The following is a 19,305-nucleotide window of genomic DNA, read 5'->3' as shown; positions in this document are numbered from 1 at the left end:
TTCTCAGGAGGATTTCTCAACGTGCAAATCGATAACCACCGTCTGAACGAACAGGACATCTGGCTTTTCCGCGAGGGTACGAATGCAGAGTTGCATCGCGCCATGGGTTGTCAACTTCAGCCGGAGGGAGGCGCTTCATTCGCCGTCTGGGCACCGAACGCCGCGGCCGTGTCGGTCGTCGCCGACTGGAACGGCTGGGACGAGAACACGCTGCGGTTGAAAGCGCGTGACGACGGCAGCGGGATTTGGGAAGGTTTTGCGTCCGAAGCAACGCGCGGCGCGGTCTACAAGTACCGGATCTTTTCGCAACAGAACGGCTACGTTGTCGACAAGGCGGATCCGTTCGCCTTTTTCTCCGAAGCCGCTCCGGCCACCGGATCGCGTGTCTGGTCGTTGGAGTACACCTGGAACGACGCCGACTGGATGTCGAAGCGCGGTGCGAAGAACGCACTCGGCGCACCGATGTCGATCTATGAGGTCCATCCTGGCTCATGGCAGCGGCAGGACGGCCAGATGATCGGATGGCATGAACTTGCGGAGCGCCTTTCCGCCTACGTGCTGCACATGGGCTTCACCCATGTCGAGTTGATGCCCGTCACCGAGCACCCGTTCTATGGGTCCTGGGGCTACCAGACCACTGGCTATTTCGCGCCAACCTGGCGCTACGGCACCCCGCAGGATTTCATGGCGTTCGTCGATCACATGCACCGGAAGGGCATCGGCGTGCTCCTGGATTGGGTGCCGTCGCACTTCCCGACCGACGAGCATGGGCTTGGTTATTTCGACGGAACGCATCTGTTCGAACATGCCGATCCGCGCCAGGGTTTCCATCCGGAGTGGAACTCTGCGATCTTCAACTATGGCCGCAACGAAGTCCGGAGTTTCCTGATCTCGTCGGGTCTGTTCTGGCTCGACAAGTACCACCTCGACGGCCTGCGTGTGGATGCTGTCGCATCGATGCTGTATCTCGATTACGCGCGCAAGGACGGTGAATGGATTCCCAACGTGAACGGCGGGCGCGAGAACCTGGAGGCGATCGAATTCCTGCAGGACCTCAACCGCGCCGTCTATCGCGCGCATCCGGACACCGTCTCCATCGCTGAAGAGTCGACGGCCTGGCCGATGGTGTCGCGACCGGCCGACATGGGCGGCCTGGGCTTCGGAATGAAATGGAACATGGGCTGGATGCACGACACGCTGTCGTACTTCGCCAACGATCCGCTCTATCGAAGCCATCATCAGGGGCAGCTCACCTTCTCGCTCGTCTATGCGTTCGACGAGAACTTCGTCCTGCCGATTTCGCACGATGAAGTCGTGCACGGCAAGGGCTCGATGATCAACAAGATGCCGGGCGACGAATGGCAGCAGTTTGCGAACCTGCGTGCGCTGTTCGGCCTGATGTGGGGCCATCCTGGCAAGAAACTGCTGTTCATGGGTTGCGAATTCGGGCAGCGCCGCGAATGGACGCATGACGGCGAACTCGAATGGTGGTCGCTCGACAAACCCGAACACGTCGGCCTCCAGCGTTTCGTGCGCTCGCTGAATCATGTTTACCGCGCGGAACCGGCGTTGTATGAAGTCGACTTCTCGCCGCGCGGCTTCGAATGGATCAGCACCGACGATGCCGGCGCCAGCGTGATCGCTTTCCTGCGCAAGCCGCTGGACGGCGGCGCTCCGGTACTGGTGGTCTGCAACCTGACGCCTCAACCGCACACGGGCTACATGTTGGGCGTGCCGGAAGCCGGAATCTGGCGCGAGATCCTGAACAGCGACTCGGCCGATTTCGGCGGTGCCGGCTGGGGGAACATGGGCCAGGTTGCGACGACCGACAACTGGTCGCATGGTCGCCCGCAATCGCTCGCCCTCACGCTGCCGCCGCTGTCCACGCTCATCCTGAAGCACGCACCCGACGCTCCTTGAACCTGAACGCCACGTCCAAGATACCAACATGCCCAAGACCGAACGCACCAAATCCGACACCGAAGCAAAAGGCAAGGCCAAAGCTTCGACCAAGACCGCAGCGAAAAAGATGACCGGTACGAATACGCCCGCGACGACGAGCGCAGATCTTCAGGTCGGGTTCGACGGCCGCATTCGTGCGGTTGTCGATGCGGTGCTGCCCAACGTCGATGGGGGTCGCTTCGCGATAAAGCGTGTCGCGGGCGAACGCTTCGACGTGACGGCGCATTGCTTTGCAGACGGCCACGACGCTTTGCGCGTCGTTCTGCAATGGCGTCCGGAAGGCGAGACCGCCTTCAACGAAGTGCCGATGGTTCTGCTGAACAACGACATCTGGGAAGCGTCTTTCGTACCGCCAGTGCCGGGGCGTTACCTTTACACGGTCGTGGCCTGGGTCGACTCTTTCGCTTCCTGGCGCCATGAACTGACGCGCCGCATCGACGACGAAGACATCCGCATCGCCGCGCAGGTCGGCTCGCTCGAAATCGCCGGCGCGGCCTCCCGTGCACAAGGTGCGGACCAGCAGACGCTGCTGCAGCTCGCGGACGAACTCGACCGCATCGCGCAGGACCCGGACATCGAAGCGATCAGCATCAAGGCGACCGCGCTCGACGGCGAACTCGATGCACTGGCTTCGCTATACCCGGACCGACGTTTCGAGGCACACTATCCGGTCGCGATGCCGCTGGTCGCCGATCGCCGGAAGGCGCGCTTCAGCAGCTGGTACGAATTGTTCCCGCGTTCCGCAGGCACCGAGCCCGGCGTGCACGGGACGTTGCGCGATGTGGAAGCACGGATTCCGGCCATCGCCGCGATGGGGTTCGACGTGCTGTACTTTCCGCCGATCCATCCGGTCGGTCGCATCCAGCGCAAGGGGAAGAACAACGCCCTCGTCACCGAAGACGGCGATGTCGGCAGCCCGTGGGCCATCGGCTCGGACGAAGGCGGCCACAAGTCGATCCTTCCCGAACTCGGCACGGCTGAAGATTTCCGCAGCCTCGTCGGCAAGGCGAAGGAAGCCGGTCTCGACATCGCACTCGACATCGCGTTCCAGTGCGCGCCCGACCACCCGTATGTCAAGGAACATCCGGGCTGGTTCCGCTGGCGTCCGGACGGCAGCGTGCAGTACGCCGAGAACCCGCCGAAGAAGTACCAGGACATCTACCCGTTCAACTTCGAATGCGACGACTGGCGCGGTCTGTGGGCAGAACTCAAGAGCGTGTTCGACCACTGGATCGGCGAAGGCGTCACGGTGTTTCGCGTCGACAATCCGCACACCAAGGCTTTCCCTTTCTGGGAATGGGTGATCGGCGAGATCAAGCGCGAACATCCTGAAATCATCTTCCTGGCCGAAGCGTTCACACGTCCGAAGGTCATGCACCGGCTCGCGAAGGTCGGCTATTCGCAGTCGTACACCTACTTCACCTGGCGCAACACGAAAGCGGAACTCGAAGCGTATTTCACCGAGCTGATCCAGAGCCCGGGCATCGACTACTTCCGTCCCAACGTCTGGCCCAACACGCCCGACATCCTGCACGCGCAGCTGCAGAGCGGCGAGGCCGCGATGTTCCGGCTTCGTCTGGTACTGGCCACGACATTGGCAGCCAGCTACGGCATCTACGGCCCGGCCTACGAGCTGCTCGAATACAAGCCGCGCGGTCCGGGTAGCGAGGAATATCTCGACTCCGAGAAGTACCAGCTCCGCACCTGGGACCACGACAGCGCGGACAGCCTGGCCCCGTTGATCACCCGGCTGAATGCGATCCGCAAGGCCAACGTCGCGCTGCAGTCGAATTCAAGTCTTCGCTTTCTCGCCGTCGAGAACGACCAGTTGATCGCCTATGCGAAGGCGTCGGAAGACGGCCGCAACGTGATCGTGACGGTGGTCAATCTCGATCCACAGAACGCGCAGGATGGATGGATCGGCCTGGAGCCGGCATCGATCGGCGTCGAGCCCGGTCAGCCGTTCCAGGTCCACGACTTGCTTTCAGACGAACGCTATCTGTGGCAAGGCGACTGGCACTACGTTCGTCTCGATCCGCAGCAGGCTTCCGCCCATGTGTTCGTCGTTCGCCGTCGCGTTCGCGACGAGCACGACTTCGATTCCTTCCAGTGACCTTCTCGTTCAAAGATACCGAAGCCATGAATGCACCCCTGCCCGCACTGACGCTGGAAACCCCCGAGATCGACACCAGCGACGACCCGCAGTGGTACCGCGACGCCGTCATCTACCAGCTCAACGTCAAGGCGTTCTTCGACACCAACAACGACGGCGTCGGCGACTTCAAGGGCGTGACGGCGAAGCTGGATTACGTCAAGGACCTGGGCGTCAACACCATCTGGCTGATGCCGTTCTATCCGTCGCCGTTGCGCGATGACGGCTACGACATTTCCGAGTACGAAGACGTCAATCCGCAGTACGGGACGATCGCCGATTTCAAGGAGATGCTCGAAGCCGCGCATGACCGCGGGCTGCGCGTGATCACCGAGCTGGTCATCAACCACACGTCGGACCAGCATCCGTGGTTCAAGGCGGCACGCAAGGCTCCGCCCGGTTCGCCAGAACGCAATTTCTATGTCTGGAGTGACACCGACCAGATCTACCAGGGCACGCGGATCATCTTCACCGACACCGAGACGTCGAACTGGACCTGGGACCCGGTCGCGAAGCAGTACTTCTGGCACCGCTTCTTCAGCCATCAGCCCGACCTGAATTTCGACAATCCGGCGGTGATGGAAGCCATCCTGAAGACGATGCGCTTCTGGCTCGACATGGGCGTCGACGGCTTCCGTCTGGACGCGATTCCCTACCTCATCGAGCGCGACGGCACCAGCAACGAGAACCTGCCCGAGACGCACGTCGTCATCAAGCAATTGCGCGCAGCCATCGACGCCGAATACAAGAACCGGTTCCTGCTGGCCGAGGCCAACATGTGGCCGGAAGACGTGCGAGAGTATTTCGGCAACGGCGACGAATGCCACATGGCTTATCACTTCCCGCTGATGCCGCGCATGTACATGGCCATCGCGCAGGAAGACCGCGACCCGATCATCGAGATCCTGCAGCAGACACCCGAGATTCCGGACGGTTGCCAATGGGCGATCTTCCTGCGCAACCACGACGAGCTGACGCTCGAGATGGTGACCAGCAAGGAGCGCGACTACATGTACCGCATGTATGCCGCCGACCCGCGTGCGCGCATCAACCTGGGCATCCGCCGGCGTCTCGCGCCGCTGATGGAAAACGACCCGGACCGCATCAAGCTGATGAACAGCATGCTGCTGTCGATGCCCGGTTCGCCGATCATTTACTACGGCGACGAGATCGGCATGGGCGACAACGTGTTCGTCGGCGACCGCAATGGCGTGCGTACGCCAATGCAGTGGAGCCCCGACCGCAACGCCGGCTTTTCGCGCGCCGATCCGCAAAGCCTGTACCTGCAGCCGATCATGGACGCGATGTACGGCTACGAGGCACTGAACGTCGAGACGCAGTCGCGCGAATCGAGTTCGCTGCTGAACTGGACCAAGCGGATGCTCGCGGTGCGCAAGACCAGCCGTGCCTTCGGTCGCGGCCGTCGTCGTTTCCTGAAGCCTGCCAACCGCAAGGTGCTTGCGTACATCAGCGAGCACGACGGCGACCTGATCCTGTCGGTGTTCAATCTTTCCGGCTCGGCGCAGCCGGTTGAACTCGACCTGTCGTCGTACAAGGGTCGAGTGCCTGTCGAGATGCTCGGCAAGACGGAATTCCCGCCGGTCGGCGAGCTGCCTTATCTGCTGACGATGCCGTCGCACGGCTTCTACTGGTTCCGGCTTTCGTCGGAAATCGAGACGCAGGAGCGCCGCCCCGAAGGCATCCCGTTGCAGGACCGCCCGGTGCTGGTGCTGTTCGACGGCTGGACCAGCTTCTTCCGCGACCGCGTGATGCCGTGGCGTATCGGCATGGCCGACCGCATGCGTCAGCAGTTCGAGACGGAAACGCTGCCGCGCCACATCGAGACCCAGCGCTGGTATGCGTCTAAGGGTACGCCGATCGCGCGTGCCAGGCTCGAGGATTACGTGGTGTGGGAGGCAGGACAGCGCAGCTGGATGCTGCCGCACATCGTGCTCGAAGGGCCGGACGATCCGGTGTCGTATTTCGTGCCGCTTGCCCTCGCCTGGGAGGAAACCGACGAGGAACTGATCCGCACGATGTCCCCCGGTGCGGTTGCCAAGGTGCGCCAGCAGGCCAATGTCGGCGTGATGGCCGATGCGTTCTACGACGAGACCTTCTGCCGCGCGATGATCGAGGCCATCGGTCTGCGTACCGAGCTGCCGACAGCGCACGGCCGCCTGCTGTTCAGGCCGACAGCCGCTTTCGCGGGTCTGGTCGGCGGCGATCTGGATTCGCTTCCGGTCACGCAACCGAGCGGCGCGAGCAGCAACACGGTGGTGATGCTCGGCGAGAAGTTGTTTTTGAAGGGCTACCGTCGCGTTCGCACCGGCATCAACCCGGAACTGGAGGTCGGCCGCTTCCTGACGGAAGTGGCGAAGTATCCGAACTGCGTGCCGGTCGCCGGTGCACTTGAGCACATCTCGAACGACGGCACGAACACCACGCTGGCACTGGTCCAGGCCTATGTTCCGAACCAGGGCGACGGCTGGGACTACACGCTCGATTACCTGTCGCGCTACCTCGAAGGTATTCGCACGGTCGAAGCCACGCAGCAACCGATCGACGTTCACGGCGGCTTTCTCGCGCTCATGCACACGCTGGGCGAGCGCACGGCCGAGCTGCATCTGGCGCTGTCTAAGGTGACGGGCGATGCGGCGTTCGATCCGGAGCCGATCGTTGCGGAAGACATCGTCCGCTGGCGCGACCGTGCCGCCGACGAAGCCGGACACACGCTGGATCTGCTGGCCGAACGCCTTCCCGAACTCACGCCGGAAGTGCAGGAAGAAGCCAAGCGCCTGCTCGCCCGATCTGCTCAGGTGCGTGCGCGGGTTGCGGCTTTCCCGCTCGAGGGTCAGGACGGACTGAAGACGCGCTACCACGGCGACTACCACCTGGGCCAGGTGCTGGTGTCGCGCAACGACTTCCTGATCATCGACTTCGAAGGCGAGCCCGCACGGACCTTCGAAGAACGTCGGGAGCGCAGTTCGGCGCTGCGCGACGTGGCCGGCATGGTGCGGTCGCTCAATTACGCGCGCTGGTCGGCGTTGCGCAAGGTCGTGCACAACGCCGACGAGCTGGCCAAGCTCGAACCAGCGGCGCGCGACTGGGAGGTCAAGGCGCGCGGCGCCTTCCTCGACGCCTACGAAGCGCGCATGGCGACGGGCGGCTCTGCACAGACGGCGGAAGCTTCGGAGCGCCTGCTCGCGCTGTTCGAGTTCGAGAAGGCGATGTACGAATTGCGTTACGAACTCGGCAATCGTCTCGACTGGGTTCAGGTGCCTCTGCAAGGCATCCTGGCGCTCGTCGACCGCAGCTGAACCTGGCTGAACACATCAACGAATCGGGAGTCATCATGGAAAATTTCGGCGTCACCCTGGAGCCCGTCCGGGCCATCCTGTTCCAGATCGGTGCTTTCCTTCCGCGTCTGCTGATCGCAGTGGTGGTCGTTATCGGCGGGTGGCTTTTGGCGAAGGTGGCCCGCTTCGCGCTCATCAAGGCGCTGAGGGCGATCAACTTCCCGGTGCTGACCGAGCGCTCGGGCATGGACAACTTCCTGCGCCAGGGCGGCATGGCCGGCGACACCACCAGCATCTTCGGCATCCTCGCGTACTGGCTCGTCATCCTCGCTGCACTGCTGATCGCCTTCAACGGACTCGGCCTGACCTACATCACCGACCTGCTCGGCCGCGTGGTGTGGTTCGTGCCCAATGTCTTCGTTGCCTTGCTGGTGCTGGCTTTCGGCGCGTACTTCGCACGCTTCATCCGCGACACCGTGACGACCTACGGGCGCAACGTGAAGCTGCAGGACGCAATGCTGCTGGGCAAGCTGGCGCAATACGCGGCGCTGGCGTTCGTGGTGCTGATCGCGCTCGACCAGATCAAGGTCGGCGGCGACATCATTCGCGAGAGCTTCCTGATCCTGCTGGGCGGAGTGGTATTCGCGGTGGCGCTGGCTTTCGGCATCGGCGGCAAGGACTGGGCCGCGGAGCGGATCGAGCAGTGGTGGCCGCGCAATCCTCCGACCAAGGATCCGTTGAAGGACATCGCCAAGGAAGCCGTCAAGGATGCTTCGCGACCCACGGGTCCCGGTGCGCTCGGCGAACCTCTGAAGTCCTCGGGTGTGCGCGGCCCGTACGACAAGCGCTCGCCTTGATCCGAGTGGACCGGGCCCGATACGTGCATCGTTGACGAGATGAAGCATCCCAATCCGATACACGTCGTCTGGCCCGGAACCGCATATCCGCCTGGTGCCACCTGGGACGGTGAAGGCGTCAACTTCGCTCTCTTTTCCCAGCATGCCGAGCGCGTCGAGCTCTGCATATTCGACGACAACGGGCGCCGTGAACTGCAGCGCATCACGCTGCGCGAGAGAACCGACCATGTCTGGCATTGCTACCTGCCGGAAGCGCGCCCCGGAATGGCCTACGGCTACCGCGTGCACGGCCCGTACAAGCCGGAAGAAGGCCACCGTTTCAACCCGCACAAGCTGCTGCTAGATCCTTATGCCAAGGACACGATAGGCAGCCTTCGCTGGGGCGATGCGCTGTATGGCTACACCATCGGCAGCAAACGCCAGGACCTCTCGTTCGACCGCCGCGACAGCGCCGCGCTGATGCCGAAAGGCCGCGTGCTAGAAACCGCCTTCACCTGGGGCGACGACCGCCGTCCGGACATCCCGCGCCAGGACATGGTGATCTACGAACTGCATGTTCGCGGCTTCACGATGCAGCATCCCGAAGTGCCCGATCACCTGCGCGGCAGCTACGCGGCGCTGGCGACAGCGCCGGTCATTGCGTATCTGAAGAAGCTCGGCGTGACGACCGTCGAACTGCTGCCGGTCCACAGCTTCCTCGACGACAGCCATCTGGTCGAAAAAGGCCTGCGCAACTACTGGGGCTACAACACGCTCGGCTTCTTCGCACCGGAGATGCGCTACAGCGCGTCGCGCAAGGTGAAGGAGTTCAAGACGATGGTCAAGACGCTGCATTCGGCCGGCATCGAGGTCATCCTGGACGTCGTCTACAACCACAGTTGCGAAGGCAACCAGCTCGGCCCGACACTGTCCCTGCGCGGCGTGGACAACGCGGCCTACTACATCGTCAATTCGGCCAACCGGCGCTACTACGACGACTTCACCGGCTGCGGCAACACGGTGAATCTCGAACACCCGCGCGCGCTGCAACTGGTGATGGATTCGCTGCGTTACTGGGTCGAGGAAATGCACGTCGACGGCTTCCGCTTCGATCTTGCGTCGGCGCTGGCGCGCGAATCCGGCAAGGTGGAGAACCTCGGCGGCTTCTTCGACGCGATCCGCCAGGACCCGGTGCTGAACCGCGTCAAGCTCATCGCCGAACCATGGGATCTCGGCCATGGCGGCTATCAGGTCGGCAACTTTCCGCTCGGCTGGGCCGAATGGAACGACCGTTACCGGGACGGCATGCGCAGCTTCTGGAAAGGCGACAGCGGCAAGCTCGGCGAAGTCGCCGGTCGCCTCACCGGTTCGCAGGACCTGTACGGCTGGTCCGGCAAGGGACCGCATGCCAGCATCAACTTCATCACCGCGCACGACGGCTTCACGCTCGACGACCTGGTCTCGTACAACTACAAGCACAACACGGCCAACGGCGAAGACAACCGCGACGGCAGCAGCAACAACCTGTCGTGGAACTGCGGTGTCGAAGGGCCGACCGACGATCCCGAGATCATCAGCCTGCGCGCGCGCCAGAAGCGCAACATGCTCGCGACGCTGCTGTTGTCGCAAGGCGTTCCGATGCTGCTGGCCGGCGACGAATCCGGCCATACGCAGGACGGCAACAACAACGTCTATTGCCAGGACAACGCGCTCGGCTGGATCGACTGGAAACTCGATGCAGACCGCGAAGCACTGCTCGACTTCGTGCAGCGCCTGGTCCACTTGCGGCGCCAGCATCCGTGCTTCGGCCGACGCTCGTTCTTTCGCGGCGCGCCGCTCGAAGACAGCACCGCGCGCGACCTGGTCTGGCACCGGCCCGACGGGCTCGAAATGAGCGCCGCCGACTGGGGCGACGGCAACGCGCGCTGCGTCGGCATGTTCATGTCCGGTCTCGGGATCGCCGACGTGAGCGTACGCGGCGAAGTGCTGCGCGACGACGACTTCTTCCTGCTCTTCAACGCCCACCACGAAGACATCGACTTCAGGCTGCCGGCCGACGGCGGCCAGCCGTGGCGCGTCGAGATCGACACCCGCTACGACAACGTTCCGGACGTCGGCGACACCCTCTGGCTTGCGGCGGACTATCCGCTGCATTGCCGCTCGCTCGCTCTGCTGCGCCGACCGTCTCACTCTCCGGTTCATCAACCATGAAAAACATCCATTCCATGCCCTTCGGGGCCACCGTGCTGCCCGACGATGGCGGCGTGCGCTTCCAGCTCTGGGCGCCCGGCGTCGAGCGCATCGAACTCGACCTCACCGACAGCGGCAAGACGCAACGCGCCGGCACTGCCGGTCTCGCCCTGACGCGCGACGAAGCCGGCTGGCACCGGGCGACCGTCGCCGAAGGACGAGCCGGCGATCGCTATCGCTTCGTCCTGCCCGACGGCCTGCATGTGCCCGACCCTGCGTCGCGCCGCAATCCCGACGACGTGCACGAAGCCAGCGAAGTCGTCGACCCGGCCAGCTACGACTGGCAGGACGGCGCCTGGACCGGCCGCCCCTGGACCGAAGCCGTCATCTACGAGATGCACATCGGCACCTTCACGCCCGAAGGCACGTTCGTGGCTGCGACCGCGCGCCTGCAGGATCTGGTCGATCTCGGCATCACGGTCATCGAAGTGCTGCCGGTGGCGGACTTTCCAGGCCAGCGCGGCTGGGGCTACGACGGCGTGCTGCTGTTCGCGCCGGATGCCGTGTACGGCACGCCCGACGAGCTCAAGGCCTTCGTCGATGCGGCGCACGGACTCGGCATGAGCGTCTTGATGGACGTGGTCTACAACCACTTCGGTCCCGAAGGCAATTACCTGCATGCCGGCACGCCGGAGTTCTTCAACCCGGCACACCAGACGCCCTGGGGCGCAGCCATCAACTACGACGGCAAACAGTCGCCGGACGTACGCGATTTCTTCATCCACAACGCGCTGTACTGGGTCGAGGAATTCCGTTGCGACGGCCTGCGCATGGACGCCGTCCACGCCATCCGCGACGATTCGGCCATCGACATCGTCACGGCCATCTGCACAGCATTGCAGGAAGGCCCCGGCAAGACCCGCAAGATCCACGTCGTGCTGGAAAACGACGCCAACGGCTCGCATTTCCTCGAGCGCGACCAGGCCGACCAGAAACCGATCACAGCCAGCGCGCAGTGGAACGACGACCTGCACCACGTCGCGCATGTCATCGTGACCGGCGAGACCGACGGCTATTACGCCGACTATGCGAAAGACCCGGTGTCGACATTCGGCGTGGCGCTGGCCGAAGGCTTCGTCTACCAGGGCCAGGCGTCGGAGTTCCGCAAGGGCGAACTGCGCGGCGAGCCGAGCGCGCAGTTGCCGCTCGAAAGCTTCGTCTCGTTCCTGCAGACGCACGACCAGGTCGGCAACCGGGCGTTCGGTGACCGCATATCGTCGCTGGCCGATCCGGTGCTGCTGCGCGCGGCCTACGCCTGCCTGCTGCTGTCGCCTCACACGCCGATGCTGTTCATGGGCGAGGAATACGGCGCATCGACGCCCTTCCTCTACTTCTGCGACTTCGGGCCCGAGCTGGCCTCGGCAGTCTCCGAAGGCCGGCGCTCCGAGTTCGGCGGCTTTGCCGCCTTCAGCGACGAATCGAAGCTGGACGAGATTCCCGACCCGAATGCCGAATCGACCTTCACCGCGTCGAAGCTGAAGTGGGACGAACGCACCGAAGGCGTCCACGGCGAACTGCTCGCGCACATCCGCGAACTGCTGGCGCTGCGCAAGACGCATCTGGTGCCGCGCTTCGACGGCCAGCATGCGGGCGGACGCCACTGGCGCGACGGCGATGCGCTGCGCGTCGATTGGTCGATCGGCGGCGCCGACGGCGAACCGGGCGGCGCGAAGCTGCAACTCGTCGCGCACTTCGGCAAGACGCCCGCCGACAGCATCACCCCACTGGAAGGCCAGACCATCTACTCGAGCGGCGTCGGCACGCGCGAGGCATCCGACGACAGTCCGTGGCGCCTCGAACCCGGCGCCGTCCACGTGACCATTCAGGAGAACCCACTTGTCTGAAAACGCCCAGATCACGAACCACGCGAACCACGCAAACCACGAGGCGCGCGAAGAACACGAGGCGCTCCAGCGCCTGGGCGCCTTCTTCGGCATCGCATCGGATTACAACGACATCTTCGGCAAGCGCCATGTGGCGCCGTCGGCCAACCTGTCGTCACTGCTCGCCAGCTTCGGCATCGACCCGTCGGTCAGACCGCAGGAAAGCCTGGCGGTCGCGGAGGCTGCGCGCTGGCGCGAGTTCGTGCCGCCGGCCATCGCGGTCGAAGCCGATCGCGCAGGATGGTCGTTCCGCGTCCGCGTGCCGGCCGCCCAGGCACAGGCCGCCTGGACACTGCATGAAGAGAACGGCACGCCGCATCACGGCGAGCTGTCGCTCCACGCCGTGCCGGAACTGGACCGCGTCGACATCGACGGCGTCGCCTGGTGCGAAAGAGAAGTCACGATCGCGCTTTCGCTGCCGGCCGGCTACCACCGCCTGTCGCTGGACGACGTGGGCGGCAAGCCGAGCGGCGACGCTTTCATCATCAGCGCGCCGACGCAGTGCTACAAGCCGCCGGCTTTGCGCGGCGAGGGGCGTGTCTGGGGACCGGCCGTGCAGCTGTATGCGCTGCGCTCGCGCCGCAACTGGGGCATCGGCGATTTCGGCGATCTGGCGATGCTGGCGCAGCAGGCCGCACAGCGCGGCGCGGGCATCGTCGGGCTGAACCCGCTGCACGCACTATTCCCGCACAACCCGGCGCACACCAGCCCTTACAGCCCGTCCTCGCGGCTGCACCTGGACGTGCTCTACATCGACGTCGAGGCGGTCGACGAATTCCGCGATTGCGACTTCGCGCAACGGCTGGTGAAGTCGCCCGAATTCCAGGCACGCCTGGCCGCGCTGCGCGGTACGCTGCTGGTCGACTATCCCGGTGTGGCTGCGGCCAAGTTCGAGGTACTCGAACTGCTGTATGCACGATTCCGCAGCCGACCGAACCCTGCCTTCGAGTCGTTCCGCAAGGAGCGCGGCGCGTCGCTGCGCCGCCATGCGCTTTTCGAGGCGCTACAGGAACATTTCTTCGCAGACGATTCGTCGGTCTGGGGCTGGCCGGTCTGGCCCGAGGCCTATCGCGATCCGTCTTCGGCCGAAGTCGCCGCGTTCTGCGAAGCCAACATCGAGCGGGTCGAGTACTTCGAATACCTGCAATGGCAGGCAACCCGCCAGCTGACCCGCGCGAGCGACCAGTGCGAAGCGTTGGGCATGGCAGTCGGGCTTTACCTCGACCTGGCCGTGTCGGTCGACCGCGCCGGCTCGGACACCTGGAGCGAGCAGACCACTTTCGTGCACGGCGCCAGTGTCGGCGCGCCGCCCGACGAGTTCAACCCGAACGGCCAGGGCTGGGGCCTGCCTCCGCTGCGTCCCGACAAGCTGCGCACCACCGGCTACCGCTTCTTCATCGAGACGCTGCGCGCCAACATGCGCGCCGCCGGCGCCCTGCGAATCGACCATGTGATGGGCCTGCTGCGCCTGTTCTGGATTCCGCCGCACAAGTCGCCGCAGGACGGCGCGTATGTGCACTACAACCTCGACGAGATGCTCGGCATCGTCGCCATCGAAAGCCAGCGCGAGCGGTGCATGGTGATCGGAGAAGACCTGGGCACCGTGCTGGAAGAGATGCGCACGGCGATGACCCGCAGCGATGTGCTGTCGTACAAGCTGCTGTACTTCGAGCGCACGCGCGAGAACGACTTCATCGCGCCGGCCGACTACCCGCGCAACGCGCTGGTCGCGATCAGCACGCACGATCTGGCCACGCTGGCCGGCTGGTGGACCGGTCACGACCTTCGGTTGCGCCTGTCGCTCGGTCTTTTTCCGGACCAGGCCCTGTTCGAGAAACAGCTTTTCGACCGGGCGCAGGAACGCGTCCGCCTGCTGCTGGCGGTGCAGCGCGCCGGCTTCCTGTCGCCCGATGCAGTGGCCGGCGCCACCGGTGCGCAGACGCTGTCGTCGGAGGTGGTTTCGGCCATCCACGCCTACGTCGCGAGCGCGCCGTCACAGGTGATGATGGTTCAACTGGAAGATGCCATCGGCATGGCCGAGCAGGCCAACATGCCCGGCACCACGTCCGAGCATCCCAACTGGCAACGCAAGCTGTCGCTCGATCTGCTGCAGCTGTCGACCGACGAGCGCGTGCTCGAACTCTGCCGCACGCTGGCCGCGATACGCCCGCATCCGACGCTCAAGATGCCGCCGCGCCGCAGCATCGAAACCGTGATTCCGCGCGCCACCTACCGCGTGCAATTCCACAAGGATTTCCGCTTCGAGCATGCGATCGCGGCGTTGCCGTACCTGGCGCGTCTCGGCATCAGCCACGTGTACTGCTCGCCGATCCAGCGCGCGCGGCCAGGCAGCATGCACGGCTACGACGTGGTCGCGCATGACGAGATCAACCCCGAGCTCGGTGGTCGCGAAGGCTTCGAACGTTTCACCGAGGCATTGCGGGCCAACGGCATGGGCCAGTTGCTCGACCTGGTGCCCAACCACATGGGCGTGCTCGGCGCCGACAACGCGTGGTGGATGGACGTGCTGGAAAACGGACCGGCTTCGCAGTATTCGCAGCATTTCGACATCGATTGGCGACCGCTGAACCTGGAGCTGGCCGGCAAGGTGTTGCTGCCGGTGCTGGGCGACCACTACGGCGACGTGCTGGAGCGCGGCGAGCTCGAACTGGCTTTCGATGCAGAGCGCGGCAGCATGGAAGTGCATTACCACGAGCACCGTTTTCCGCTCGCACCCGAGACGTACGCGCGCGTGTTGCAGCGCGCCGAGGCCGCCCTGAACGATCCCGATCTGACGGCCAGCCTGGCCAGCGTCGCGACCGCTTTCGGTCATCTGCCACCTCGCCTGTCGACCGACCCCGAATCGGTGGCAGAACGTGCGCGCGACAAGGAAATGCTGAAGGGCAGGCTCGCACGTCTGCTGGCGCGCAACCCCGAAGTCGCACAGGCGATCCGTGCAGCGGTCGCAGGCTTCAACGCGCCTTCCGAGCGCGACGCGCTGCATGCGCTGCTCGACGCGCAGGCTTACCGCGTGTCGTACTGGCGCGTGGCCGCCGACGAGATCAACTACCGCCGTTTCTTCGACATCAACGAGCTGGCCGCGCTGCGCATCGAACGCGAGGAAGTCTTCGAGGCGACGCACCGCATGGCGCTCGATCTGTCGGCTTCCGGCGCGGTCGACGGGCTGCGCATCGACCATCCGGACGGACTCTACGACCCGGCCGAGTATTTCGAGCGGCTGCAGGACGGCTACGCGCGTCGCGCGGGACTGGTACTGCCCGCCAGCGACGCGGACGGTCGGCCGCCACGTCCGCTCTACGTCGTCGCCGAGAAGATCGCCGCTTCGCATGAGGAAGTGCCGGTGACCTGGCACATCCACGGCACCACCGGCTACCGCTTCGCCACCGTCGTCAACGGAGTGATGGTCGATACGCGTGCAGCGGAGCGCTTCATGCGCATCTGGCGCGGCTTCACCGGCGTGCAGCAGGAGTTCGGCGAGCTGGCCTATGAAGGCAAGCGGCAGACGATGCGCAACGCGCTGTCTTCCGAGCTCAACGTGCTGTCGACCGAGCTGCTGCGAATGGCCCGCTCCGACCGCCGGACGCGCGACTACACGCTCAACAGCCTGCGCCGTGCGCTCGGTGAGATCGCTGCGTGCATGCCGGTCTACCGCAGCTACATCGTCGATACGCCGTCCGAGCAGGACCTGCACTACATCGACACCGCCGTCGCCGAGGCGCGACATCGCAGCCTGGATGCGGACGAGTCGGTGTTCGACTTCGTGCGGATGACGCTGCTCGGGGAAGCGGTGCCCGACGCGTCGACCGGCCTGCGCGAGCGCGCGCGCCGGCTGGCTGTGCGCTTCCAGCAGTTCAGCGCGCCGGTGACGGCAAAAGGTGTCGAGGACACGGCCTTCTACCAGTACTTTCCACTGAGTTCGCTCAACGAAGTCGGCGGCGAGCCCGGGCATTTCGGCATGACGCTCGAAGAGTTTCACAGTGTCAGTACCGATCGCGCATCGCGCTGGCCGCACACCATGCTTGCCACGTCGACGCACGACAACAAGCGCTCGGAAGACGTGCGCAACCGCATCAACGTGCTGTCCGAAATGCCGGCGACATGGCGGCTGGCGCTGCGTCGGTGGAAGGCGATGAACGACGTGCCGCACGTCGACTGCGAGGCCGAGGCCGACGACGACACACCGACGGTCGTGCCTTCTGCAGCGGACGAATACCTGCTCTACCAGACGCTGCTCGGCACCCTGCCCGTCGGCGGACTGACCGACGCCGGGCGCGCCGAGTTCATCGAGCGCATCGAACGTTACGTGCTGAAGGCGGCCCGCGAATCCAAGTCGCACACGAGCTGGGTGCATCCGGATCAGGACTATGAAGACGCGCTGACCGGCTTCGTGAAGCGCCTGCTCGGCAGCGCCGAAAGCGAAGCGTTCCGTGCCGACCTCGAAAGCCTGAGCGCCACGCTGGCCTGGTTCGGTGCGCTCAACAGCATCTCGATGATCCTCATCAAGTACACCTCGGCCGGCGTGCCCGACCTGTACCAGGGCAACGAGCTGATGGACCTGAGCCTGGTCGACCCGGACAACCGCCGACCGGTCGACTACACCGCGCGCAGCAGCTGGCTCGACCGGCTCGATGCGATGGCCGCAAGCGACGACATGGCCGGTGGCGCGAGCGCACTCGCGGCGACGCCGCACGACGGTGGCGCCAAGCTGTGGACGACATGGCGGCTGCTCGATCTGCGGCGCGAGAATCCGGCGCTGTTTCGCAACGGCGGCTACACGGCGCTCGAAGCGAGTGGCAGCGAGGCGTCGCATGTGGTCGCTTTCACGCGGCATCACGAAGCGCATACGCTGGTCGTCGTCGCCGGCCGGCTCTACGTCAGTCTTGCGACATCGGCCGAATCGAAGGCCGCAGAAGCCGCTTCCGACGGCTGGCTGCCGCTCGGCGCCGCCGTCTGGAAAGATACCGCCGTGCAGCTTCCGGGCTGGGCCGACGGCGCCCGCTTCGAGCATGTCTTCACCGGCGAGGTGCTCACCGTCCGCGACGGCGCGTTGCAGGTCGGAAACCTCTTCGCACATTTCCCGGCAGCCGCGTTGATGGCGCTGGACCCACGGGAACCGGAATCCAAGGAAGCGCAATGAGTCTGTTCGGAAAATCGAAGCCGACGCTGTCCGTCGCCGACTTGATCGTGCAGACGCTCGCCGACATCGGCGTGCAACGCGTCTGGGGCGTGACCGGCGACAGCCTGAACGCGATCAACGACAGCCTCAGACGGCTTGAGAAGATCGACTGGATGCATGTGCGCAACGAGGAAGCCGGCGCTTTCGCGGCCGGTGCCGAAGCCGCCGTGACAGGCGAGCTGGCGGTCTGCGCCGGCAGTTGCGGCCCCGGCCATGTCCACCTGATCAACGGGCTCTACGACTGCCAGCGCAATCACGTCCCGGTGCTGGCCATCGCGGCGCACATTCCGTCGAGCGAGATCGGCCTGGGCTACTTCCAGGAGACGCATCCTACCGAGCTGTTCCGCGAATGCAGCCACTTCTGCGAAATGCTGCAGGACCCGGCGCAACTGCCCGAGCTGCTGCACCGCGCAATACGTACCGCCATCGGTCGCAAGGGCGTCGCGGTACTGGTCATTCCGGGCGACGTGTCGATGAAGGACGCGCCCGAGAACGCGCGGCCGACGCTGGCATTGCCGGTGGCGCCTCGCATCGTTCCCGATGCGGGCGAGGTCGAGAAGCTGGCTGCGCTCTTGAACGACGCGGGCCGCGTCACGCTGCTGTGCGGTGCCGGTACGGCCGGCGCGCATGCCGATGTCGTCGCGCTGGCCGATGCGCTGCAGGCGCCGATCGTCCATGCATTCCGCGGCAAGGAACACATCGAATGGGACAATCCGTTCGACGTCGGAATGACCGGGCTGATCGGCTTCTCGTCGGGCTATCACGCGATGATGGAATGCGACACGCTGCTGATGCTGGGCACCGACTTTCCCTATCGCAATTTCTATCCGGACAAGGCGACGATCGTGCAGATCGACAGCGACCCGACCGCGCTGGGCCGGCGCGCTCAATTGACCATGGGCATCGTCGGCGACGTGCGCGAAGCGGCTTCGATGCTGCTGCCGAAGATCCGTGCCGGACGCGAAGCGAAGTTCCTGGATTCGGCACTCGAGCACTATCGCAGCGCACGCGAAGGCCTCGACGATCTCGCGACGCCGCGGGACGGCGACGAGCCGCTGCATCCGCAATACGTCGCGCGCGTCGTGAATGCGCTGGCGAACGACGATGCGATCTTCACCGCCGATGTCGGCACGCCGTCGGTCTGGGCTGCGCGCTATCTCGCTATGAACGGCCGGCGTCGGCTGGTCGGCTCGTTCAACCACGGCTCGATGGCGAACGCGATGCCGCAGGCGCTCGGCGCGCAGGCAGCCTTTCCGGGCCGGCAGGTGATCTCGCTGTCCGGCGACGGCGGCCTGACGATGCTGATGGGCGAGATGCTGACGGCCGTACAGATGAAGCTGCCGATCAAGATCGTGGTCTTCAACAACAGTTCGCTAGGCTTCGTCGAGATGGAGCAGAAGGCTGCAGGCTATGTCGATACCAACGTGTCGTTGAAAAACCCGGATTTTGGTGCCATCGCACGCGAGATGGGCTTCTTCGGACGACGCGTGACGCGGTCGGCGGACCTGGAACATGCGTTGCGCGAAGCCTTCGCGCACGACGGTCCGGCGTTGATCGATGTGGTCACCGATCCGATGGAGCTGGTGATGCCGCCAAAGATCAAGGCGGCGCAGGTGAAGGGATTCAGTCTCTATTCGATTCGCGCAGTGATGAACGGGCGCGGAGACGAACTGGTGGAGCTGGCGAAGACCAATCTGCTGCGGTCGTAGATCGAAATCACAGTGCGTGG

General features: G+C 64.7%; 8 protein-coding genes. All 8 read left to right on the top strand.

The features are described 5' to 3' along the window. Positions 1–21: 21 nt before the first annotated feature. The 8 genes from glgB (at position 22) to poxB (ending at position 19,285) form a co-directional block, all read left to right on the top strand. Positions 22–1,920, top strand: a complete 1,899-nt coding sequence (gene glgB / locus ACSFA3_RS13775) for a 1,4-alpha-glucan branching protein GlgB (RefSeq protein ID WP_435506003.1) — start codon at positions 22–24, stop codon at positions 1,918–1,920. Between the two features lie 109 nt (positions 1,921–2,029). After that, positions 2,030–4,075 (top strand): alpha-1,4-glucan--maltose-1-phosphate maltosyltransferase, encoded by a 2,046-nt coding sequence (locus ACSFA3_RS13770; RefSeq protein ID WP_435506227.1) that lies wholly within the window; start codon positions 2,030–2,032, stop codon positions 4,073–4,075. Between the two features lie 26 nt (positions 4,076–4,101). Next, the gene (treS, locus tag ACSFA3_RS13765) at positions 4,102–7,431 is read left to right on the top strand and encodes a maltose alpha-D-glucosyltransferase (protein ID WP_435506002.1); all 3,330 of its coding nucleotides are present in this window, start codon (positions 4,102–4,104) and stop codon (positions 7,429–7,431) included. 35 nt (positions 7,432–7,466) lie between these two features. Beyond that, complete coding sequence (locus ACSFA3_RS13760; RefSeq protein WP_435506001.1) at positions 7,467–8,267, top strand: mechanosensitive ion channel family protein; 801 nt, start codon at positions 7,467–7,469, stop codon at positions 8,265–8,267. A gap of 39 nt (positions 8,268–8,306) precedes the next feature. Next, entirely contained in the window at positions 8,307–10,457 is a 2,151-nt protein-coding gene (glgX, locus tag ACSFA3_RS13755; RefSeq protein WP_435506000.1) for a glycogen debranching protein GlgX, read from the top strand. Beyond that, positions 10,454–12,340 (top strand): malto-oligosyltrehalose trehalohydrolase, encoded by a 1,887-nt coding sequence (gene treZ, locus ACSFA3_RS13750; RefSeq protein WP_435505999.1) that lies wholly within the window; start codon positions 10,454–10,456, stop codon positions 12,338–12,340. The genes glgX and treZ overlap by 4 nt, the downstream gene beginning before the upstream one ends. After that, positions 12,333–17,537 (top strand): malto-oligosyltrehalose synthase, encoded by a 5,205-nt coding sequence (locus tag ACSFA3_RS13745; protein WP_435505998.1) that lies wholly within the window; start codon positions 12,333–12,335, stop codon positions 17,535–17,537. The genes treZ and ACSFA3_RS13745 overlap by 8 nt, the downstream gene beginning before the upstream one ends. Continuing rightward, entirely contained in the window at positions 17,534–19,285 is a 1,752-nt protein-coding gene (poxB, locus tag ACSFA3_RS13740) for a ubiquinone-dependent pyruvate dehydrogenase (RefSeq protein ID WP_435505997.1), read from the top strand. Before ACSFA3_RS13745 ends, poxB begins: the two co-directional genes overlap by 4 nt. Positions 19,286–19,305 lie beyond the last annotated feature (20 nt).

Origin of the sequence: Variovorax glucosi (assembly GCF_051216695.1) — a bacterium.
Taxonomy (GTDB): domain Bacteria; phylum Pseudomonadota; class Gammaproteobacteria; order Burkholderiales; family Burkholderiaceae_C; genus Variovorax.
This window is presented reverse-complemented; position numbering and strand designations above follow the sequence as displayed.

Coding starts and splice junctions, on each gene's coding strand:
- treS (WP_435506002.1), top strand. CDS start 4,102: ATGAATGCACCCCTGCCCGCACTGACGCTGGAAACCCCCGAGATCGAC.
- ACSFA3_RS13760 (WP_435506001.1), top strand. CDS start 7,467: ATGGAAAATTTCGGCGTCACCCTGGAGCCCGTCCGGGCCATCCTGTTC.
- glgX (WP_435506000.1), top strand. CDS start 8,307: ATGAAGCATCCCAATCCGATACACGTCGTCTGGCCCGGAACCGCATAT.
- ACSFA3_RS13770 (WP_435506227.1), top strand. CDS start 2,030: ATGACCGGTACGAATACGCCCGCGACGACGAGCGCAGATCTTCAGGTC.
- treZ (WP_435505999.1), top strand. CDS start 10,454: ATGAAAAACATCCATTCCATGCCCTTCGGGGCCACCGTGCTGCCCGAC.
- poxB (WP_435505997.1), top strand. CDS start 17,534: ATGAGTCTGTTCGGAAAATCGAAGCCGACGCTGTCCGTCGCCGACTTG.